At 65.0% G+C, this 20,479-nt stretch carries 19 protein-coding genes; 15 read left to right on the forward strand and 4 right to left on the reverse strand.

Annotated features, from left to right (window positions below; translation table 11 throughout):
• Positions 1-137: 137 nt before the first annotated feature.
• From WKW82_RS10750 to WKW82_RS10785, 8 genes are read left to right on the forward strand one after another with little or no spacing between them, the layout of a single operon-like run.
• Complete coding sequence (locus WKW82_RS10750) at positions 138-776, forward strand: MarR family winged helix-turn-helix transcriptional regulator (RefSeq protein WP_340342277.1); 639 nt, start codon at positions 138-140, stop codon at positions 774-776.
• Entirely contained in the window at positions 757-1,224 is a 468-nt protein-coding gene (locus tag WKW82_RS10755) for a MarR family winged helix-turn-helix transcriptional regulator (protein WP_340342278.1), read from the forward strand. Before WKW82_RS10750 ends, WKW82_RS10755 begins: the two co-directional genes overlap by 20 nt.
• 52 nt (positions 1,225-1,276) lie before the next feature.
• Entirely contained in the window at positions 1,277-2,860 is a 1,584-nt protein-coding gene (locus WKW82_RS10760) for an ABC transporter substrate-binding protein (RefSeq protein ID WP_340342279.1), read from the forward strand.
• Between the two features lie 10 nt (positions 2,861-2,870).
• Positions 2,871-3,812, forward strand: a complete 942-nt coding sequence (locus WKW82_RS10765) for an ABC transporter permease (RefSeq protein ID WP_340342280.1) — start codon at positions 2,871-2,873, stop codon at positions 3,810-3,812.
• A gap of 33 nt (positions 3,813-3,845) precedes the next feature.
• Positions 3,846-4,784, forward strand: coding sequence for an ABC transporter permease (locus tag WKW82_RS10770; protein ID WP_422823459.1), 939 nt, complete (start codon positions 3,846-3,848; stop codon positions 4,782-4,784).
• Positions 4,785-4,788: 4 nt separating this feature from the next.
• Positions 4,789-6,417 (forward strand): ABC transporter ATP-binding protein, encoded by a 1,629-nt coding sequence (locus WKW82_RS10775; RefSeq protein ID WP_340342282.1) that lies wholly within the window; start codon positions 4,789-4,791, stop codon positions 6,415-6,417.
• A 53-nt stretch (positions 6,418-6,470) separates the two neighbouring features.
• Positions 6,471-7,973, forward strand: a complete 1,503-nt coding sequence (locus WKW82_RS10780; RefSeq protein ID WP_340342283.1) for a M81 family metallopeptidase — start codon at positions 6,471-6,473, stop codon at positions 7,971-7,973.
• A 42-nt stretch (positions 7,974-8,015) separates the two neighbouring features.
• On the forward strand, positions 8,016-9,200 hold the full coding sequence (locus tag WKW82_RS10785; RefSeq protein WP_340342284.1) for a M20 aminoacylase family protein: 1,185 nt from the start codon (positions 8,016-8,018) through the stop codon (positions 9,198-9,200).
• A gap of 51 nt (positions 9,201-9,251) precedes the next feature.
• Here the strand turns inward: WKW82_RS10785 and WKW82_RS10790 are convergent, their stop codons facing one another.
• The 3 genes from WKW82_RS10790 to WKW82_RS10800 are packed head-to-tail and all read right to left on the reverse strand — an operon-like array spanning position 9,252 to position 11,646.
• Positions 9,252-10,241 carry a tripartite tricarboxylate transporter substrate binding protein gene (locus WKW82_RS10790; protein WP_340342285.1) on the reverse strand — a complete coding sequence of 330 codons (990 nt, stop codon included), beginning with the start codon at positions 10,239-10,241 and terminating at the stop codon, positions 9,252-9,254.
• A gap of 29 nt (positions 10,242-10,270) precedes the next feature.
• The gene (locus WKW82_RS10795; RefSeq protein WP_340342286.1) at positions 10,271-11,098 is read right to left on the reverse strand and encodes an alpha/beta fold hydrolase; all 828 of its coding nucleotides are present in this window, start codon (positions 11,096-11,098) and stop codon (positions 10,271-10,273) included.
• The gene (locus WKW82_RS10800) at positions 11,095-11,646 is read right to left on the reverse strand and encodes a cupin domain-containing protein (RefSeq protein WP_340342287.1); all 552 of its coding nucleotides are present in this window, start codon (positions 11,644-11,646) and stop codon (positions 11,095-11,097) included. Before WKW82_RS10800 ends, WKW82_RS10795 begins: the two co-directional genes overlap by 4 nt.
• Positions 11,647-11,804: 158 nt before the next feature.
• Here WKW82_RS10800 and WKW82_RS10805 point away from each other — a divergent pair, with 158 nt between their 5' ends.
• Positions 11,805-12,713 (forward strand): LysR family transcriptional regulator, encoded by a 909-nt coding sequence (locus WKW82_RS10805; RefSeq protein WP_340342288.1) that lies wholly within the window; start codon positions 11,805-11,807, stop codon positions 12,711-12,713.
• Between the two features lie 79 nt (positions 12,714-12,792).
• Here the strand turns inward: WKW82_RS10805 and WKW82_RS10810 are convergent, their stop codons facing one another.
• On the reverse strand, positions 12,793-14,247 hold the full coding sequence (locus tag WKW82_RS10810; RefSeq protein WP_340342289.1) for an amidase: 1,455 nt from the start codon (positions 14,245-14,247) through the stop codon (positions 12,793-12,795).
• 114 nt (positions 14,248-14,361) lie between these two features.
• Here WKW82_RS10810 and WKW82_RS10815 point away from each other — a divergent pair, with 114 nt between their 5' ends.
• The 6 genes from WKW82_RS10815 to WKW82_RS10840 all read left to right on the forward strand — a co-directional run bounded on the left by WKW82_RS10815 (position 14,362) and on the right by WKW82_RS10840 (position 20,416).
• Entirely contained in the window at positions 14,362-15,366 is a 1,005-nt protein-coding gene (locus WKW82_RS10815) for a LysR substrate-binding domain-containing protein (protein ID WP_340342290.1), read from the forward strand.
• 102 nt (positions 15,367-15,468) lie between these two features.
• On the forward strand, positions 15,469-16,920 hold the full coding sequence (locus tag WKW82_RS10820; protein WP_340342291.1) for an aspartate ammonia-lyase: 1,452 nt from the start codon (positions 15,469-15,471) through the stop codon (positions 16,918-16,920).
• A gap of 130 nt (positions 16,921-17,050) precedes the next feature.
• Positions 17,051-17,944 (forward strand): transporter substrate-binding domain-containing protein, encoded by an 894-nt coding sequence (locus tag WKW82_RS10825; protein WP_340342292.1) that lies wholly within the window; start codon positions 17,051-17,053, stop codon positions 17,942-17,944.
• A 99-nt stretch (positions 17,945-18,043) separates the two neighbouring features.
• A complete protein-coding gene (locus tag WKW82_RS10830; RefSeq protein ID WP_340342293.1) occupies positions 18,044-18,763 on the forward strand; it encodes an amino acid ABC transporter permease in 720 nt (239 codons plus the stop codon).
• 90 nt (positions 18,764-18,853) lie between these two features.
• A complete protein-coding gene (locus WKW82_RS10835; protein WP_340342294.1) occupies positions 18,854-19,543 on the forward strand; it encodes an amino acid ABC transporter permease in 690 nt (229 codons plus the stop codon).
• A gap of 135 nt (positions 19,544-19,678) precedes the next feature.
• Entirely contained in the window at positions 19,679-20,416 is a 738-nt protein-coding gene (locus WKW82_RS10840) for an amino acid ABC transporter ATP-binding protein (protein ID WP_340342295.1), read from the forward strand.
• Positions 20,417-20,479 lie beyond the last annotated feature (63 nt).

The following is a 20,479-nucleotide window of genomic DNA, read 5'->3' on the forward strand; positions in this document are numbered from 1 at the left end:
CCTCAGCGTGAACCGAACGGCCGGCGCGGAATATCGGTGCAATCGCGGATGACGCCTGGCCGCAGATGCTGCTAATGTGCCCTCGGGGGAGGGTTGCAATCCGCAGCTGTTTCCGATTGCAACCAGGGAGAGCCGGAATGTCGCATGCCGCCATTGACTTCCTCACGTACCGATTGGACGTGTTCAACTGCAAGGCGAAGGCGCTCGCATCGGGCATCTACGAGCAATCGTGCGGTGTCAGCCTGCGTGAACTGCGCGTGCTGCGCCTGGTGGCTCATCAGCCTGGCATCACCCAGGGCGAAGTGGCGGACCCCGCCCAACTCGAGAAACCAGCCGTTTCCAGGATCGTCAAGGCGCTCATCGAGCGCGGCCTGATGGTGCGCGAAACCGGCACGCAGGACGCACGCTCGGGCCATCTGTTCCTGACAGAGCACGGGCACGCCCTGGTGCAGCGCGCCGCCCGCGTGGGCCGGAAGCTGGAGAAATCGATGCTGTCCGTCCTGAGCGACGCAGAGCGCGAATCGTTCGAGCAGTGCCTGGCGCGCTCACCGCCAGGGTCGAGATCGACATCGATTCCGCCCGCGAACGCTTCCTCTGAAATCGCGATGACCGCGTCCCTTTTTTGGACAGCAAGCATCCATCGGCCATGCGTGCCATCGGGTAAATCCGGGGGTCGCCAGTTGGCATGGATGCTGCTAATGTCGGGCAATAGTTGCATGAAGCAACTGTTGGTGTCGGAGATTACTGGAGAGATGGATGTCACGCCCCCCCATTGATTTTCTTACGTTCAGGATGGACGTGGTCAACGACCAGGCCAAGCAGTTGGCCACCGCCATCTATGAAAAAGCCTGCGATGTAAGCCTGCGCGAGCTTCGCGTGTTGCGTCTGGCCCATCGCCGGCCGGGCATCACGCAAGGCGAGGTGTCCAGCATGGCGCGGCTCGAGAAGACGCTCGTCTCCAAGTTGGTGACCTCACTGGCACGGCGCGACTTGCTGGTGCGCCAGATCGGCACCGAAGACGCGCGCTGGGTGCAGTTGCACCTGACGGACCAGGGTCGCGAGATCGTCAAGCATTGCGACCGTCTCGGCCGAAAGATGGAGAAGTCGCTGCTGTCCGTGCTCAGTAGTGAAGAAGTCGAGGTCTTCGAGGCCTGCCTGGCCAAACTCGCCGTCCAGGTCGAATCCGGATTCGACGAAGTATTGCCACGCAAGGTTTCCCGTTGATTGTTCTTGTCGAGTATTCGCTACCTACTTTTCACTTTAGGAACTGCCAGTCATGTCATTGAAGAAGTCCCTCCTCACCCTTCTGGTCGGCGGCCTGATGTCGACCGCAGCCGGCGTTTCGCTGGCGCAGGACGCACCCAAGGTCCTGCGGATGGTGCCGCAGTCCGACCTGAAGATCCTCGACCCGATCTGGACCACCGCCTTCGTCACGCGCAACCACGGCTACAACGTGTACGACACGCTGTTCGGTGTCGACATCAAGGGCAAGGTCAGCCCGCAGATGGTCGGTGACTACAACAGCAGCGCCGACGGCAAGACCTGGACTTTCACGCTGCGCGACGGCCTGGCTTTCCATGACGGCAAGCCCGTGACCTCGGCCGACGTGATCCAGTCGATCAAACGCTGGGCGCAGCGTGACGCGCTGGGCCAGAAGATGATGACCGCCATGGGCAGCATGGACGCGAAGAACGACAAGACCTTCGTGATGACCTTCAAGGAGCCCTTCGGCATGGTCATCGAAGCGCTGGCCAAGCCCTCGGCGAACCCGCCGTTCATCATGCCCAAGGCCGTGGCCGAGACGCCGGCGGACCAGCAGATCAGCAGCACGGTCGGCTCCGGCCCGTACATCTTCAAGACCGACGAATACCGTCCCGGCGAGAAGGTCGTCTACACCAAGAACACCAAGTACGTGCCGCGCAAGGAACCTGCCTCGGGCACGGCGGGCGGCAAGGTCGTCTATGTCGACCGGCTGGAGTGGATCGTGCTGAACGACGCGCAGACGCAGGTCAACGCGCTCACCAATGGCGAGGTCGACATGCTCGAGATCTCGCCACCGGACCAGTACGCCACGCTCAAGGACAACCCGAAGATCGAACTCGCCAAGCAGGTGCCGTCCGTCTCGTTCGCCTTGCATCTGAACCGCCTGGTGCCGCCGTTCAACAACGTGAAGATCGCGCAGGCCGCGTTCCTGGCGGTGAACCAGGAGGCCTTGCTGCGTGCGCAGATGATCAGCAAGGACCTCTACAAGCCCAACCCGTCGATCTACCCGCTGGGCTCCACCTACTGGTCGGACAAGACTTCCTACTTCACCGGCAAGCCGCAGTTCGAGAAGGCCAAGGCGCTGCTGAAGGAAGCCGGCTACAAGAACGAGCCGATCGTGCTGATGTATCCGTCCAACTTCACCTCGCTCAACAAGCTGCCGCCGGTGATGGCTGCATTGCTGAAGCAGGCCGGCTTCAACGTCGACATGGTCTCCATGGACTGGCCGACGCTGGTGTCGCGTCGCGCCGTCAAGAAGCCGGCGGCAGAGGGCGGCTGGAACGCCTTCATCACGGCCTGGAGCGTCGCCGACAACATGAACCCGATGTTCTTCGCGCCAATGACCGGCAATGGTGAGAAAGGCTGGTTCGGCTGGACCACCGACGAGCCGCTCGAAAAGCTCAAGGGCGAATTCCTGGCCGCGACGACCGAGGAGCAGCGCAAGCCGCTCGCCACCGCGATCCAGGAGCGCGTGCTCGATGCGGCGGTGTATGCGCCGGTCGGCGAATGGACCTTGCTTTCTGCGCTGCGCAAGGACGTCGTGACCGGCTTGGTGCCGTCGCCGGTCGGCGTGTTCTGGGGCCTGAAGAAGAACTGATTGCCGCGCCATGCTCAGCTTTCTCCTGCGGCGCATCGTCGCCACGATCCCGGTGCTGGTCATCGTGGCCCTCATCGTGTTTCTCATGACGCGGCTGGCGCCGGGCGATCCGGCGGCCAACATCGTCGGCGACAACGCCACGACCGAAAACCTGCAGAAGGTGCGCGAGAGCCTGGGCCTCAACGACGCACTGCCCACGCAATTCGCGCGCTGGGGATTCAAGGTCGTGCAGGGGAACCTGGGTGAGTCCTTCTTCATGAAGAAGCCGGTGACCGAACTCATCGGCCAGCGCATCGAACCCACGGTCTCGCTGGCCGGCGTCACGCTGGTGCTCACCATCCTGATTGCGGTGCCGCTGGGGGTGATCGCTGCGTGGCGACACGGGGGCTGGCTCGATCGCGGGCTGATGGGGTTCTCGGCGCTGGGTTTCTCGATACCGGCCTTCGTGATCGGCTACGTGCTGATCTGGATCTTCGCGTTGAAGCTGCAATGGCTGCCGGTGCAGGGCTACAACCGGATCGGGGAGGGCATCGGGCCGTGGCTGCGCAACCTGATCCTGCCGGCGATCACACTGTCGATCATCTACGTGGCGCTGATTGCCCGCGTGACGCGCGCCGCGGTGGCCGAGGCCATGACCGAGGACTACGTGCGCACGGCCCGGGCCAAGGGCATCTCCGAGGCGCGCGTGCTCATCAAGCACGGGCTGGCGAATGCGGCGGTGCCGATCGTCACGGTGATCGGCATCGGCATCGCGCTGCTGATCGGCGGCGTGGTGGTGACCGAGTCGGTGTTCGCCATTCCGGGGCTGGGGCAACTGACGGTCGACGCGGTGCTGTCACGCGACTTCCCGTTGATCCAGGGCATCACGCTTTTCTTCTCGGTGATCTACGTCGCCGTCAACCTGCTCGTCGACATCAGCTACCTGGTGTTCGATCCGCGCATCCGCTACTGACCGCAGGTCGAGGAAATCAAAGACATGACCGACATGACATCGGTGTTGGACGAGGCGCCGCTGCCCGTCGAGGCGGCGACGCCTCCCAAGAAGCGCCGCCCCCTGTGGAAGCGCGTGCTCGACAACTGGTCGGTACGCATCGGCGGCTGCGTATTGATGGTGCTCATCATCACGGGCATGGCTGCGCCGCTGCTGGGAACGATCGACCCCGGCGCGATCGATCCCGGCAGCGCCAACCTGCTGCCCGGCACCCGTGGCGAGTTCAACAGCCTGGACGGCAACACCTTCGAGCACCTGTTCGTGATGGGCACCGACAGCCTCGGTCGGGACATCTGGAGCCGCACGCTGTACGGAGCGCGCGTGTCGATCACCGTGGGCATTGCGGTGGCGCTGTTCACGCTGGTGTTCGGCCTTACGGTCGGCCTGTTGGCCGGCTATTTCCGCAGGCTGGACGGAATCGTCATGCGGCTCATGGACGGCGTGATGGCCATCCCCGGCATCCTCTTTGCCGTGAGCCTGGTGGCGCTGTTCGGCGGCACGCTGCCGATCGTGATCTTTGCGATTGCGGTGCCCGAGATTCCGCGCATGGCGCGACTGGTGCGCGCGGTGGTGCTGAGCGTGCGCGAGGAGCCGTATGTGGAAGCGGCCATCGCGCTCGACACGCCGACCTGGAAGATCCTGCTCAAGCACATCATGCCGAACGCGATCGCGCCGATGATCATCCAGGGCACGTATGTCTGCGCCACGGCGATCCTGGTCGAGGCCATCCTGTCCTTTCTCGGCGTCGGCCTGCCGGCCGAGATGGCGACCTGGGGAAACATCATGGCCGAGGGCCGTGCGCAGTTCAACCAGTTCCCGCACAACGTGCTGTTCCCAGGCATCTTCCTGGCGCTCACGGTGCTGTCGGTCAACGTGATGGGCGATGGCTTGCGTGACACGCTCGACCCCAAGTTCAACAAGCGCGGTGAATGAAGCCATGAATGCATCCACTTCATCCACCCCCGTCCTCGCGGTGCGTGACCTGGCCATCTCGCTGCCGCGCGGCGGCGACCGGCCGCATGCGGTCGAGAAGATCAGCTTCAACGTGCCGCCCGGCAAGATCGTCTGCCTGCTCGGCGAGTCGGGCTCGGGCAAGTCGGTGATCGCGAATGCCATCATGGGCCTGCTGCCCTCCGGCCTGGCACCGACGGCAGGTTCGATCAAGCTGCAAGGCAAGGAACTCGTGGGCGCACCGCAGAACGACTTCCGCAACCTGCGCGGTCCGTCGATGGCCATGGTGTTCCAGGAGCCGATGACCGCGCTCAACCCCGTCATGACCTGCGGCGACCAGATCGACGAGATGCTGGTGCAGCACGTGCAGATGGGCGCGGCCGAACGCCGCCAGAAGATCCTCGCGATCATGGCCCGCGTCAAGCTGCCGGAGCCGGAGCGCATTTATGCCTCCTACCCGCACCAGCTGAGCGGCGGCCAGCGCCAGCGCATCGTGATCGCCATCGCACTGATCCTCAAGCCCGTGCTGCTGATCTGCGACGAGCCGACGACCGCGCTGGACGTGACCACGCAAGCCGAGATCCTCAAGCTCATCCTCGAACTGCAGACCGAGAACGGCACCGCGGTGCTGTTCATCACGCACGACTTCGGCGTGGTGGCGGAGATCGCCGACGAAGTGGTGGTGCTGCAACTCGGCCACATGATCGAGAAGGGCGACAAGCACGAGGTGCTGACGCGCCCGCGCGAGCCCTACACCAGGATGCTCCTCGACGCAGTGCCCGAACTGGCCTCGCAGGCGCGTCCTCCGATTGCAGACGTGGAGCCGCTGCTCGACGCGAAGAACATCTGCAAGACCTACACCACTGGTTCCTGGCCCGGCACGCGCCGTACGGTGAACGCCGTGCGCGACGTGTCGCTCAAGGTGCGGCCGCGCGAGACCGTCGGCATCGTCGGCGAATCGGGCTCGGGCAAGTCAACGGTGGCGCGCTGCATCGCGCGGCTGATCGATCCGACCTCGGGCGACATCCATGCCAGCGGCAGATCGGTGGCGCACTTGAAGGGACGCGGCCTGTCGCCCTATCGCCGCGACGTGCAGGTGATCTTCCAGGACCCGTACCGCTCGCTGAACCCGCGCCAGACCGTGGGCGATTCGATCATCGAAGGCCCGCTCAACTTCGGCGTGAGCCGCGACCAGGCCTGGAAGGAAGCCGAGGACCTGATGCACCTGGTGCGCCTCAAGCCCGAGGCGCTACGCCGCTACCCGAGCGAGTTCTCCGGCGGCCAACGCCAGCGCATCTCGATCGCGCGTGCGCTGGCCTGCAAGCCCAAGCTCATCATCGCGGACGAGGCCGTGTCTGCCCTGGACGTGTCGGTGCAGGCGCAGATCCTGAAGCTGCTCGACGAGATCCAGCGCGCGACCCACATCGGCATCCTCTTCATCACCCATGACCTGCGCGTGGCCAGCCAGATCTGCGACCGCGTGATCGTCATGCACCAGGGCCAGATCGTGGAGCAGGGTGCGGTAGCGGACGTGTTCTTCAAGCCGAAGGAAGACTACACACGGCGGCTGCTGGCGGCGGCGCCGGGCCGCGACTTCGCGTTTGCCCGATCCTGAATTCCGCGCAGACGGAATCTTCACAAGAAATCTGCTCAAGCCAAGGACCTGAATTGAGAGTCTTCATCGCCGGTTTCCAGCACGAAACCAACACCTTCGCCCCTACCAAGGCCGACTGGGCCGCGTTCGAAGCCGGGTCGGCCTTTCCGCCGTACCGGCGCGGCCAGGCCATCATCGACGCCTACCGCGGGCTGACGCTGCCCATCAGCGGTTTCATCGATCATGCCGAGGAATGCGGCTGGTCGCTGGCGCCGTCGGCCTGGGCTGGCGCGGTGCCCTCCGCGCATGTCACGCAGGACGCTTTCGAACGCATCGCCGCGGCCATCGACGAAGACCTGGTGGCCGCGCTGGCGAGCGGTCCGGTCGACGCGGTGTACCTCGACTTGCATGGCGCCGCGGTCACCGAGCACCTGGAAGACCCCGAAGGCGAATTGCTCGCACGCATCCGCGCACGCGTGGGCGCGACGGTGCCGATCGTCGCCAGCCTGGACCTGCATGCCAACGTGACGCGGCAGATGCTCGACGTGTCCGACGCGCTCGTTGCCTACCGCACCTATCCGCACGTGGACACGGCCGACACCGGCCGGCTGGCGGCCAGGCTGCTGGAGCGCCGTCTTGCGCGCGGCAGCAAGGAGCCGATGGCAGTGCGTCGCCTGTCCTTCCTGCTGTCGCTCAATGCGCAATGCACCATGATGGCCCCGGCCGACGGCGTGTATGAAACGCTGAAGTCGCTCGATGCGCAACACGACTGCGTGCTGAGCTTTGCGATGGGCTTTCCGGCAGCGGACATCGCCGAATGCGGGCCGGTTGTCTGGGGCTATGGCGAAGAGGCCGAGGCAGCCGTGCAAGCGCTGTTCGAGCGCGCCGACCAGCCGCGCAGTCAATGGATTCTCGACATCCTCTCGCCCGAGGACTCGGTCTCCAGGGCGCTGGCGCTGGCCGCCGAAGCCAGCAAGCCGGTGGTCATCGCCGACACGCAAGACAACTCCGGCGCCGGCGGCGACAGCAACACCACCGGCATGCTGCGCGCATTGCTCGCGCTGAAGGCCGGCGAGCGCATGCCGGGCAAGGTAGCGATCGGCCTGCTGTTCGACCCCGAAGCCGCCGCCGCAGCGCATGCCGCAGGCGAGGGCGCGCGGCTCGATGTGACGCTGGGCAAGTCCGTGCCGACCTGGGGCGGGCAGTTCAGCGAACCGCCGGTGCCGGTGCACGCCACCGTGCGCAAGCTCAGCGATGGCAAGGTCATGATGAAGGGGCCGATGGGTCGCGGCAGCAAGGTCTCGCTCGGCCCCAGCGCCTGCCTCGACGTGGATGGCGTGCTGGTCGTCGTGAGCTCGCAGAAGACGCAAATGCTGGACCGCGAGTTCTTCCGCTACGTCGGCATCGAGCCCGAAGACATGAAGATCCTGGTCAACAAGAGTTCGGTGCACTTCCGCGCCGACTTCACGCCCATCGCCAGCACCATCCTCGTCGCCAAGGCCCCGGGTCCGATGGCGGTGGAACCGGGCGACCTGCCGTGGACGCGATTGCCCGCCACGATGGCTCTCCGTCCTTGAATTTCCCAAGACAACGAACAATTCAACGCTCAATAAACCACCATGCCAAAGACATCCGACCACTACCTGAAGTACATGCGCGAGCACGCCGCCGAATTCATCACGGTGCGCCAGACCATCCACGAGAACCCGGAACTCGGCTTCGAGGAACATGCCACCAGCGCGCTTGTCGCGGAGCGGCTCCAGCGGTGGGGCTACAAGGTAGAACGCAACATCGGCGGCACCGGCCTGGTGGGCCAGATCAAGCGCGGCAGCGGCACGCGCAGCGTGGGCATCCGGGCCGACATGGACGCACTGCCCATCGAGGAAAAAACCGGCCTCGCCTACAGCAGCAAGCGGCCCGGCATCATGCATGCGTGCGGCCACGACGGCCACACCGCCATGCTGCTCGGCGCGGCCAAGTACCTCGCGCAGGAGGGCGACTTCTCCGGCACCCTGAACCTGATCTTCCAGCCGGCCGAAGAGGGCATGGGCGGCGCGGTGCGCATGATCGACGAGGGCCTGTTCGACAAGTACCCCTGCGATTCGATCTACGCGATGCACAACATGCCGGGCCGGCGCCAGGGCGACCTTGTGTTCCGTGAAGGCTCGGCGATGGCGTCCTCCGACTATGCGACCGTCACGATCCATGGCGTGGGCGGCCACGGCGCGCTGCCGCACTTCACCAAGGACCCGGTGGTGGCTGCGGCCAGCATCATCATGGCGTTGCAGACCATCGTCTCGCGCAATGCCGATCCGCAGGAGATGGGTATCGTCACCGTGGGCGCGATCCATGGCGGCAAGGCCAACAACGTGATCCCGCAGACCGTGACGATGGAAATCAGCGTGCGCGCGCTCACGCGCGAAATGCGCGTGATGCTGGAGCAGCGGCTCCGCTCGATCGTCATCGGCCAGGCGGAGAGCTTTGGTGTGCGCGCCGAGATCGACTATCGCAAGGGCTACGCGGTGCTGGTCAACACGCCGGAGGAAACCGAGTTCGCACGCGGTATCGGACGCGCGCTGGTGGGTGACGCGCACGTGGAACCGCAAGGGCCGGCCGTCACCGGCAGCGAGGACTTCGCGTTCATGCTGGAGAAGCGGCCAGGTTCCTACCTGCTGATCGGCAACGGTCGTGATCAGGAACACGGGGCCTGCAACGTGCACAACCCGGCCTATGACTTCAACGACGGCAACCTGCCGATCGGGGCCGCGTACTGGGCCTTGCTGGCCGAGACGTATCTGGTCTGAGGAGACTCTGATCAGGTCTGCGCGCGCCGCGGGGGACTTGATCAGATCTCCCTAGCTGTCGATCCGGATCTTGTTGGCCCTGGCGATCTTCCCCCACTTGTCGAAGTCGCCACGGGTCACCTTCGCGAATTCCTCGACGGAATTGCCGACCGGCTGCAGGCCCAGCTCCGCCAGCTTGTTCCTGACGTCCTGCTGGCCAAGGATCTTGACGACCTCGGTATTGAAGCGCGCCACGATGTCCTTTGGCGTGGCTGCCGGTACGTAGAAGCCCTGCCATCCATCCCCGTCATAGCCCGGCAGCAATTCGTCCACGGCGGGCACGTCCGGCAGCGAGGGGTTGCGCTTCCGGCTCGTGACCGCGAGGGCTCGCAGCTTGCCGCCCTTGATCAGCGGAATCGCGGTCGTGGCCGGTTCGAAGGCCAGGGGAACCTGCCCGGCCATCACGTCGGCGATCGGGCTTCCCTTGTAGGGCACGTGCACCATGTGGACGCCGGCCATGTTGTTCATCATCTCCATCACCACGTGCGGGCCGGAGCCGACGCCGAGCGAGCCATATTCGATGGACTCCGCCTTTGCCCTGGCACGGGCCAGCAGGTCCTTCAGGCTCTTGTCGGGCTGGTTCGGACCGGTGACGAGCACATAGGGCACGAACGCGATCTGGGTCACCGGCGCGAAGTCGCGGAAGGTGTCGTAGGGCAGGCTGGTGTACACGTTGGGGTTGATGGCCATGATCGAATTGACGGTCATGAACAAGGTGTAGCCGTCGCCCGGGCTTCGAGCCGCTGCTTCCGCACCGATGATGCCGGCAGCCCCGGCGCGGTTGTCGATCACGATCGGCTGGCCCAGCGCGCGACCGAGGGGCTCGCTGATGATGCGTGCCACGACATCGGGCGACACCCCGGCTGCGAACGGCACGACAAGCTTGATCGGCTTGTCGGGCCACTTGCCCTGGGCGAAGAGCGGCGTCGCGGCTGAGGCGAGGGCCGCGGCGCCCAGGCGGCCGATGAAGGTCCGGCGTGAGGAAGGATGAGCGTGGGGCATGTTTGTCTCCTGTTGGAGTCTGGAGTTGTTCAGGAAAGCCAGGCGCGCATGGCCTGGATGAGGGCGCCGGGCGCCACGATGTGCGGATAGTGACCGCCGCCCGAAAGCAGCAGGCGTCTGGCAGCGGGGTAGCGTTGGTGCATGCGCTCCAGCACCCGGGGTGTGATCACCGCGTCATCCACGCAGCCGCAGACCAGGACGTTCGCGACGTCCGTGGCCGCCGGCAGTTCTGGCGCATGCGCAACCTGGCGCAGTCGCGCATGGAAGTCGGACGCGGGCAGGCCGTGGTAAAGCATGTGAAGCTGTACGCTGCGCAACAGGTCGTCGGGCCGCGATGTCAGCGCTGAATGCCAGCGCGCGATGACTTCCCGCGTCGGCGCGGTGTCGAGCCACCTGGCATCGAACAGCGGCGCGCCCGCCACGTCGCTGCCATCGACGAGTGAATTGCCGAGCCACAGGGCCCCGACCTGCCGCGGGTAAGTGGCTGCGAAGGCTTGCGCCCACCAGGCGCCGTATGACGAGCCCCAGAGTGCGACCGGACCGGTGACCAATGCGCGCAGCAATGCGTCCAGTCCTTCGGCCAGGGCGCGCGGCGTCGCACCGCCGGGGTAGGTGACGCTGATCACGCGCCGTTCGGTCTCGAACGCCTCTGCCAGCTGCCAGGCGGTGTCGCCATTGCCCAGGGCGCCGGGCAGCAGCACCAGCGGCGGCAGGTCGTTGACACGCCCGTTGTCGCGAAAGTACCAGGCCAGGCCATCACGGTGCATGAACGCGTGGAGCGCACGCGCTTGCGCATACGCTTGCAAGGCGGCGGGCGGATCGAACAACGCGATCGCGGAGGGCGCGCAAGATGTCACGTCAGCAGGCCTTCGTCGCGCAGCGTCTGCTTGGCCTTGTCGGTGAAATCGGCCTCGGGTGCATTGCCGCCGATCACGAACATCAGAAAGTGCGTCTTGCCAGGTTCGCTGTGCGTGATGTTTTCAAAGCGGCGGTTCACACCGGCCGGGAAGGAGCAGATGTCCCACGGCCCGACGTCGAAGTACTCTTCCTTGCCGTCGACTTCCCAGGCACAGCGCCAGGTGCCGGTGAGCGGCATGAAGGTCTCGTTGGTGTCGTGGTTGTGCATCATCGGGCCGTTGCCGGGCTTGGCCTCGCAAAAGCCCAGGTTGAAGCCTTCGCTGATGCGTATCGCCGCGTTCTCCGCGGCTTGCGCGCCGACCGGCGACACCACCTCGGTGCCACCCTTGCCCTGGGGCGGCTGGAAGCCGACCGCGTTGTAGAGCTTGCGCACCGCGCTCGGATACCGGCTGTCGGGCAATCCGCCGTCGAAGCCCTTCAGGTCCTTGAAATAGGCGACGCGCTTGCGCATCTCTTCGCGTGTCACCCGGATCTGGGGAATAGCCATCGGAATGTCTTTCTGCAAGAGTGGAGGAGTGCGGCAAGTATTCGTGCGCCCCGTCCAGCCAGCAATTGCAAAGCCCGATGGCGATCATCCGGTTCGTGATGGAAGGCGCGGGTTTTCCCGTGCGACACCCAAGATGCAGGGCCCAGACCCATGAACCCATGAAGCTGCAAGATCTCGACCTCAACCTGCTGCGCGCCTTCGATGCACTCCTGCGCGAAAAGCACGTCACGCGCGCCGCCGATCGCCTGGAGATGAGCCAGTCGTCCATGAGCGTGTCGCTCGCCAAGCTGCGCGAACTGCTCGGCGACGAGTTGCTGATGCGCTCCGGAGGCGGCCTGATGCCGACCGAACTGGCACTGTTGCTCTGGCCGCGCGTGCAGGACGCCATTGCTGCCATCGAGCGGGTGATCGAACCTGCTCGCTTCGAGCCGGAGAACTCGCGTCATACCTTCCGGTTGATCGTGATCGACTACATCGATCTGCTCATGATGCCCGCCGTGATGCACCGCATCCGCGCCGAGGCCCCGGGTGTCAAGGTGCACGTCCTGCAAACCAACCCGCATCATTTCGGCGAGATGATGGCGGCGGGCGAAGTCGACCTGGCGCTCACCTATTTTCCGAACGCGCCCGACTACCTCAAGGGCCGCAAGCTGTTCTCCGACCGCTTTCTGGGTCTGGCCGCGAGCGATCACCCGGTGCATCGCATGGCACTCGACGTGCCGGCCTTTTGCGCGCTGCCACACGTGACGATCGAGCCTGCGGCAGCCCAGATCTACAACGTGCAGATCGACGCCGCGCTGGAACCCTGGGGCGTGCGCCGACAGGTGCAGATGGTCAAGCCCAGCTTCCTCGCGCTGCCCTTCATGCTGGAGAGTTCGGACATGGTCGCCTGCGTCCCGGCGCGACTGGCCCGTCGCATGCAGCGCATGGCGGCAGTCACGCCTTTCGATATTCCGCTGGACCTTCCGCTCTTCGATGTGCGCATGCTCTGGCATCCGCGCACGCAGAACTCGCCGCCACATGAGTGGCTGCGCGACGTGATGCTCGCTTGCGCGCGGGACACTTGAGCCCGCACGGTCAGGCCGTGCCCCCGCTGGGGATTAGGCCGGGATGGCAACGCCAGATCGACTTGAGATCACCCAAGGTCTACGCCTGCGAGGCCACAGCGGGCGGTTGCAAGGCCGACCACTTGCACGCCTTGTCGTAGGCATGCCCCAGCCGCAGTACGGCCAGGTCGGAATTGACGGGGCCGGCGAGCTGCAACCCCATCGGCAGACCCTGCGGGCCAAAACCCGCGCGCAGGTTCAGCGCAGGCACACCGGCCAGCGTGAACGGTGTGACGATTTCCATCCAGTGGTGATACGTCTTGCTCGGCACGTCCGCCACTTGCGGCGGCCAATGCATCTCGGCGTCGAAGGGAAACATCTGCGCAGTGGGCGCGACGAGGAAATCGAAACGCTCGTAAAGCCGCACGAAGGCCCGGTACACATTCGACCGGAACACCGTCGCCTGATGCAACGACGCGGCATCCAGCTGCTTGCCTTGCTCCATTTCCCACAGCGCCTCAGGCTTGATGTGTGCGCGGTACGCGGGGTCGGCGCCCAGTGCGCTGAGCTTGCCGCTCACGATCAACTGGCGCAGCCGAAGCCATGCCGTCCAGTTCTGTTCGCGCGGAACATCGAGCACGCACGGCTCGACCTCGCAACCCAGCGCGCGGAAAGTCTGCAATGCGGATTCGCACAGCTCGCGCACGCCGGGCTCGATCGGCAGGTCCGGCCAGACGCTGCCGAGCCAGCCGATGCGCAAGCCCTTCCTCACATCGCCGTCCAGGTCTAGCGCGTCCGCCGATGGCAGGGGGTCGGTCATGGACAACGGCACACGCGTGTCGAAGCCGGCCTGCACGCACAGCAGGCGCGCCGTGTCTTCCACCGTGCGTGCCATCGGCCCTTCGATGCCCAGTTGCTGGAAGAACAGGTCGTCATCCGGCGAGCCTGGCACGCGTCCGCGCGAGGGGCGCATGCCGATCACGTTGTTGAAGCCGGCCGGGTTGCGCAGCGACCCCATCATGTCGCTGCCGTCGGCCACCGGGAGCATGCCCAGTGCCAGCGCCACCGCCGCGCCGCCGCTGCTGCCACCGGCGGTCTTGCTCGGGTCCCAGGCGTTGCGCGTGATGCCGAAGACCTGGTTGTAGGTGTGCGAGCCGAGCCCGAATTCCGGCGTGTTGGTCTTGCCGATGATGACGGCGCCGGCGGCACGCGCGCGGGCGACGTGCAGGCTGTCGGTGCGGGCGGGTGTCTTCGGCGCGAGCGGCGAGCCCATCGAAGTCGGCAGGCCGATGGCGTGGCTCAGGTCTTTTACCGCCAGCGGGAAGCCGTGCATCCAGCCCATGCGCTCGCCGCGCGCGAGTTGCGCATCGCGCTCGCGCGCATCGGCCAGGCAGGCATCCGCATCGCGGCGCGAGACGATCGCGTTGAATTGCGGGTTGAGGGCGTCGATGCGCGCGAGCGAGGCTTGCATGACTTCCACGCAGGACACCTCGCGACGCGCAATGCGACGGGAGAGTTCGGTGGCGCTGAGTTGGTTGAGTTCTGTGGTTGGCATGGCACGGGCATCGTAGCCCTGTCGCACCCGGCTGCAAGGCGCGGGGTTTTGGCGTTTTCCCTGCCTCCGCGGGGTGCCTCAGGCCCATGCCGGAAGAACATAATCCTCCGACTTATGGAAACCAAGTGGCTGGAAGATTTCGTCAGTCTGGCTGAAACGCGCAGCTTCAGCCGCTCCGCGCAACTGCGTCATGTGACGCAGCCGGCGTTCTCGCGGCGCATTCAGGCGCTCGAAGGCTGGGCCGGCACCGACCTGGTCGACCGCACCTCCTACCCCACCAGCCTGACGCCCGCGGGCCAGACGCTCTACGGCCAGGCGCTCGAGATGCTGCAAGGGCTGCAGAGCACGCGTGCCATGCTGCGCGGCCACACGGCGGCGGCGCAGGACGTGATCGAGTTCGCCGTGCCGCACACGCTGGCCTTCACCTTCTTTCCGGCCTGGGTCACGATGCTGCGCGAGCGCTTCGGGCCGATCAAGAGCCGCCTCATCGCGCTCAACGTGCATGACGCGGTGCTGCGCCTGGTGGAGGGCAGTTGCGACCTGCTGATCTCCTACCAGCATCCTTCGCAGCCGCTGCAACTCGATGCCAACCGCTACGAGATGGTGAGCCTGGGCAACGAGCGCGTGTCGGCCTGGGTCAAGCCCGATGCCGATGGCGCGCCGCGCTACCGATTGCCCGGGCGCGCGGGCCGCCCGCTGCCGTACCTGGGCTACGCACCGGGTGCCTACCTGGGGCGTGTGGTGGACCAGTTGCTCAAGGAGTCGGGCACGGCGATCCATCTCGATCGCGTATATGAGACCGACATGGCCGAAGGCCTCAAGGTGATGGCGCTGGAAGGCCATGGCATCGCTTTCCTGCCGGAGAGCGCAGTGCGCCGCGAGGTGAAGGCGCGCAGGCTGGTGAGCGCGCTGCCGCCGGGTGTCGCCAGCCTCGACGTCACGCTGGAGATCCAGGCCTATCGCGAGTTGCCCAGCGCGCCGCCGGCCGCAAAGACTTCGGCTCGGTCGGGCAAGGGGCCCGCCGTGGAAGCCGCGCCTGCCGGCAAGAGCGCGGCGGATGCGTTGTGGACCTATCTGCGGGCCAACCCGGTGCCGGTCTCGAGCGGAAGCAGCGCATGATGCATCTATGACAAGCGTGCATGACGGCGCCCGCATACGGCATTGGCGCTCGCCGGCACGCGAACTTACAGTCGCCGCACTCCAATCAGCAGAGGCTTCGCAATGGATTCCAACTTCCGCACCGAACACGACTTCCTCGGCGAAAAGCAGATTCCCGCGATCGCCTACTGGGGCGTGCACACGGCGCGCGCGGTGGAGAACTTCGCGATCTCCGGCACCCGCATCTCGGCCATGCCCGACCTGGTGCGCGCGCTGGCCCATGTGAAGAAGGCAGCGGCACGGGCCAACGCCGACCTGGGCGCGCTCGACCGGGAGCGCGCCGGCGCGATCATCCTGGCCTGCGAGGATTTGATCGAAGGCAAGCTGCTCTACGAGTTCGTGGTCGACGTGATCCAGGGCGGCGCCGGCACCTCGACCAACATGAATGCCAACGAGGTCATCTGCAACCTCGCACTGGAGAAGATGGGCCACGGCAAGGCGAGCTACGACGTGCTGCACCCCAACGACCACGTGAACGCGTCGCAGAGCACCAACGACGTGTACCCGACGGCCGTGCGGCTGGCGCTGTGGTTCGCCATCGGCCGGCTACTGACCTGCATGGCCAACCTGCGCAAGAGCTTCGAGGCCAAGGCGCTGGAGTTCCGCGACATCCTCAAGATCGGCCGGACCCAGTTGCAGGACGCCGTGCCGATGACGCTGGGCCAGGAGTTCCTGACCTACGCGATCATGATCGGCGAGGACGAGGAGCGCTTGAGCGAGGCCCGCGCGCTGATCGAGGAAATCAACCTCGGCGCCACCGCCATCGGCACCGGCATCAACGCACCGCACGGCTATGCCAACCTGGCCTGCCAGTACCTGGCCGAGCAGACCCAGGTGCCGCTGAAGCAGGCCGCCAACCTGATCGAGGCCACGCAGGACACGGGCGCCTTCGTGCAGCTGTCCGGCGTGCTCAAGCGTGTGGCGACCAAGCTCAGCAAGACCTGCAACGACCTGCGCCTGCTTTCCAGCGGCCCGCAGGCCGGCTTCGGCGAGATCCGCCTGCCGGCGCGCCAGGCCGGCTCTTCGATCATGCCGGGCAAGGTGAATCCGGTAATCCCGGAGGTGATGAACCAGGTCGCCTTCGAGGTGATCGGCAACGACATCACGGTGACGATGGCGTCGGAAGCCGGGCAGCTTCAATTGAACGCCTTCGAGCCGATCATGGGTTGGAGCCTGTTCAAGAGCATCCAGCACCTGAGCAATGCCTGCGTCACGCTGCAGAAGAATTGCGTGGAAGGCATCGAACCCAATCGGGAATTCCTGGCCAAGCGGGTGCGCGAGTCGGTCACGCTGGTCACGGCGCTGAATCCGATCATCGGCTACGAGAAGGCCGCGCTGATCGCCAAGACGGCATTGAAGTCCGGCGGCGCCATCGACGAGGTGGCCGAATCGCTGGGCATCATGACGCGCGAGCAGATGGCCGCGCTGCTGGTGCCCGAGCACCTGACGCAGCCGGTGCGGTTGGTCACGCCGGTTCCGCCGGCCGCGCAGCCGTCGGGCACAAAGCCTGCTTAACGGTGATGACGTGCGAATCTTGCATCAGTCCCGGTGGGCGCTGGACGCACCAGGAGCGGGCGCGGGTATTCCCGAAAACGTGAATGTTTAAAATTTCGGACGATTTCCACCCTTTATCAAAGGAACCTTCATGAAGAAACAGCTATTGGTGCTTGCAATTTCCGCAATGGCCGCGGGCGGCGCATTGGCGGAGGACACGCTGGCCAAGATCAAGGCCTCGGGCGTCATCACCGAGGGCGTGCGAGAATCGTCGGGTCTGTCGTACACGCTGGGCAACGGCCAGTACACCGGCTTCCACTACGACATCTGCGCCAACATCATCAAGGACCTCGAGAAGGCCGTCGGCAAGAAGCTGGAAACCAAGTACCAGCCGGTGACTTCGCAAAACCGCGTGCCGCTGGTCCAGAACGGCACCGTCGACCTGGAGTGCGGCTCCACCACCAACAACGCCACGCGCGGCAAGGACGTGGCCTTTGCCGTGACCACCTACGTGGAAGAAGTGCGCATCGCGGTCAAGGCCAATTCGGGCATCGCCTCGATCAAGGACCTGAACGGCAAGACCGTCGCCACCACCACCGGCACGACCTCGGTGCAGACCCTGCGCAAGAACGAACGCGCTGGCGGCATCGACTTCAAGGAACTCTATGGCAAGGACCACTCGGACAGCTTCCTGCTGCTCGAATCGGGCCGCGCCGATGCCTTCGTGATGGACGGCTCGATCCTGGCCTCCAACATCGCCAAGTCGAAGTCGCCGAAGGACTTCGCGATCGTGGGTGAGGTGCTGAGCGTCGAGCCGATCGCCATCATGATCCGCAAGGACGATCCGGCCTTCAAGAAGGCCGTGGACGACAGCATCAAGGGCCAGATCAAGAGCGGCGAACTGACCAAGCTCTGGGACAAGTGGTTCCTGAAGCCGATCCCGCCGGCCAACGTCACCGTCAACCTGCCGCTGTCGGCCGCGACGAAGGACGCATGGGCGAATCCGAACGACAAGCCGATGGAAGACTACCAGGTCAAGAAGTGATCGCATTGCGGCGCTGACTTGCAGGACGCCCGCCCATTTCGGCGGGCGTCTTTCTTCACAAGGCGTCCGCCAACATTCGAAGATAAGAGGAGATTCCCGATGGGAAACTGGGCTTGGCTGACTGAGGACCCCGGGGGCAAGTACCCGACTTACTGGGAATGGATGCTGAGTGCCTGGGGCTGGACCGTGTCCGTCGCCCTGGTCGCCCTGGTGGTGGCGCTGGTGCTGGGATCGCTGATCGGCATCATCCGCACGCTGCCTGACAACCCGTGGCTGGTTCGATTCGGCAATGCCTGGGTCGAGCTGTTCCGCAACATTCCGCTGCTGGTGCAGATCTTCCTCTGGTACCACGTGATTCCGGCGCTGGTGCCGTTCATGAAGGGCGTGCCGCCGTTCATGCTGGTGGTGTTGGCGCTGGGCTTCTTCACCTCGGCGCGTATCGCCGAGCAGGTGCGATCGGGTATCCAGGCGTTGCCCAAGGGCCAGCGCTACGCGGGCATGGCGGTGGGCTTCACCACGCCGCAGTACTACCGCTACGTGATCCTGCCGATGGCCTATCGCATCATCATGCCGCCGCTGACCAGCGAGACGATGAACATCTTCAAGAACTCGTCGGTGGCCTTTGCGGTGTCCATCTCCGAGATGACGATGTATGCCATGCAGGTGCAGGAAGAAACGTCGCGCGGCGTCGAGGTCTACCTGGCCGTGACGGTGCTCTACATCGTCTCCGCGCTGACCATCAACCGGATCATGTCGTACATCGAACGCAAGACCCGCGTGCCCGGCTTCATTGCAAGCGCCGGCGGAGGGGGACACTGACATGAACTACCCCCACGCTTATCTCCTCGTGTATTCGCTGCCCCCCGAGGGGGCGCATGCCTCCCTTGGGGCGGCCCGGCGGGAGGCATCATGATGAATCTCGACCTGAGCTTCTACAACTGGGACGTCATCAGCAGCTTCGTCCTCAAGGGCTTCTACTTCAGCGTGACGCTGACGGTGGTGGCCACGATCGGTGGCGTGATCTTCGGCACCTTGCTGGCGCTGATGCGGCTGTCGGGCAAGAAGTGGCTGGACGCGCCCGCGGCGCTGTACGTCAACGGCATGCGCAGCATTCCGCTGGTGATGGTGATCCTGTGGTTCTTCCTGCTGATGCCCGCGACTTTCTACGCGATGTTCGGCAAGGTGGGTGTGAACTACCGGTCCGAGATCTCTGCCGTGATCACCTTCATCGCCTTCGAGGCGGCGTACTTCAGCGAGATCATGCGCGCCGGCATCCAGTCGATTCCGCGTGGCCAGGTCTACGCGGCGCAGGCCGTGGGCATGAGCTACGGCCAGCAAATGAAGCTGGTGATCCTGCCGCAGGCGTTCCGCAACATGCTGCCGGTGCTGCTCACGCAGACCATCATCCTGTTCCAGGACACCTCGCTGGTGTATGCCATCGGCGCCTACGACTTGCTCAAGGGCTTCGAGACGGCGGGCAAGAACTTCGGGCGACCGATCGAGGCCTACTTGCTGGCGGCCGTCGTGTACTTCATCCTTTGCTACACGCTGTCGTACTTCGTCAAGCGCCTGCACAAGAAGATCGCCATCATCCGGTAGCCAGGCTCTCCCCATGCTTGCCCACTTCGTGTGGCCGCCAACCCCCTCACCGGGGGCACCACCAGCGGCCCGGCAAAGCCGGTTCCGTGGTGGTTCACGAATCAGTCGCCTCGTTCAAGGCACAGGAGTATTGAAATGATTGAAATCAAGAACGTATCCAAGTGGTATGGCCCGGTCCAGGTGCTGAACGATTGCTCGGTCAGCATCAAGCAGGGCGACGTGGTCGTGGTGTGCGGGCCGTCGGGCTCGGGCAAGTCGACGCTGATCAAGACGGTGAACGCGCTGGAGCCTTTCCAGAAGGGCGAGATCACGGTCAACGGCATCGCGCTGCACGACCCCAAGACCAACCTGCCCAAGCTGCGCTCCAAGGTTGGCATGGTGTTCCAGCACTTCGAGCTGTTCCCGCATTTGTCGGTTACGGAGAACCTGACGATCGCGCAGATCAAGGTGCTGGGCCGTAGCCCGGAAGAAGCCAAGACGCGCGGCCTGAAGATGCTCGACCGCGTGGGCCTGATGGCGCACAAGGACAAGTTCCCCGGGCAGCTCTCCGGCGGCCAGCAGCAGCGCGTGGCGATCGCCCGTGCGCTGAGCATGGACCCGATCGTGATGCTGTTCGACGAGCCCACCTCGGCGCTGGACCCGGAAATGGTCGGCGAAGTGCTGGACGTGATGGTGACGCTGGCCAAGGAAGGCATGACCATGATGGTGGTCACGCACGAGATGGGCTTTGCGCGCAAGGTCGCGAGCCGCGTGATCTTCATCGACGTGGGCGGGCGCATCCTGGAAGACTGCTCGAAGGATGAGTTCTTCAGCCATCCGGAGAACCGCCAGCCGCGGACGAAGGATTTCTTGAACAAGATCCTGGCGCATTGAGCCTGGCTTGCAGGTTGGCGGCCCCCGGAGTTCGACCACAGAACCCGCTTTTCCGCGGCCGCC

Origin of the sequence: Variovorax rhizosphaerae, from assembly GCF_037889975.1 — a bacterium.
Taxonomy (GTDB): domain Bacteria; phylum Pseudomonadota; class Gammaproteobacteria; order Burkholderiales; family Burkholderiaceae_C; genus Variovorax; species Variovorax rhizosphaerae.

Excerpts from the sequence above, each read along its gene's own strand:
- WKW82_RS10750 (WP_340342277.1), top strand. The coding sequence starts at position 138 with ATGTCGCATGCCGCCATTGACTTCCTCACGTACCGATTGGACGTGTTC.
- WKW82_RS10755 (WP_340342278.1), top strand. The coding sequence starts at position 757 with ATGTCACGCCCCCCCATTGATTTTCTTACGTTCAGGATGGACGTGGTC.
- WKW82_RS10760 (WP_340342279.1), top strand. The coding sequence starts at position 1,277 with ATGTCATTGAAGAAGTCCCTCCTCACCCTTCTGGTCGGCGGCCTGATG.
- WKW82_RS10765 (WP_340342280.1), top strand. The coding sequence starts at position 2,871 with ATGCTCAGCTTTCTCCTGCGGCGCATCGTCGCCACGATCCCGGTGCTG.
- WKW82_RS10770 (WP_422823459.1), top strand. The coding sequence starts at position 3,846 with ATGACATCGGTGTTGGACGAGGCGCCGCTGCCCGTCGAGGCGGCGACG.
- WKW82_RS10775 (WP_340342282.1), top strand. The coding sequence starts at position 4,789 with ATGAATGCATCCACTTCATCCACCCCCGTCCTCGCGGTGCGTGACCTG.
- WKW82_RS10785 (WP_340342284.1), top strand. The coding sequence starts at position 8,016 with ATGCCAAAGACATCCGACCACTACCTGAAGTACATGCGCGAGCACGCC.
- WKW82_RS10790 (WP_340342285.1), bottom strand. The coding sequence starts at position 10,241 with ATGCCCCACGCTCATCCTTCCTCACGCCGGACCTTCATCGGCCGCCTG.
- WKW82_RS10800 (WP_340342287.1), bottom strand. The coding sequence starts at position 11,646 with ATGGCTATTCCCCAGATCCGGGTGACACGCGAAGAGATGCGCAAGCGC.
- WKW82_RS10805 (WP_340342288.1), top strand. The coding sequence starts at position 11,805 with ATGAAGCTGCAAGATCTCGACCTCAACCTGCTGCGCGCCTTCGATGCA.
- WKW82_RS10810 (WP_340342289.1), bottom strand. The coding sequence starts at position 14,247 with ATGCCAACCACAGAACTCAACCAACTCAGCGCCACCGAACTCTCCCGT.
- WKW82_RS10815 (WP_340342290.1), top strand. The coding sequence starts at position 14,362 with ATGGAAACCAAGTGGCTGGAAGATTTCGTCAGTCTGGCTGAAACGCGC.
- WKW82_RS10820 (WP_340342291.1), top strand. The coding sequence starts at position 15,469 with ATGGATTCCAACTTCCGCACCGAACACGACTTCCTCGGCGAAAAGCAG.
- WKW82_RS10825 (WP_340342292.1), top strand. The coding sequence starts at position 17,051 with ATGAAGAAACAGCTATTGGTGCTTGCAATTTCCGCAATGGCCGCGGGC.
- WKW82_RS10830 (WP_340342293.1), top strand. The coding sequence starts at position 18,044 with ATGGGAAACTGGGCTTGGCTGACTGAGGACCCCGGGGGCAAGTACCCG.
- WKW82_RS10835 (WP_340342294.1), top strand. The coding sequence starts at position 18,854 with ATGATGAATCTCGACCTGAGCTTCTACAACTGGGACGTCATCAGCAGC.
- WKW82_RS10840 (WP_340342295.1), top strand. The coding sequence starts at position 19,679 with ATGATTGAAATCAAGAACGTATCCAAGTGGTATGGCCCGGTCCAGGTG.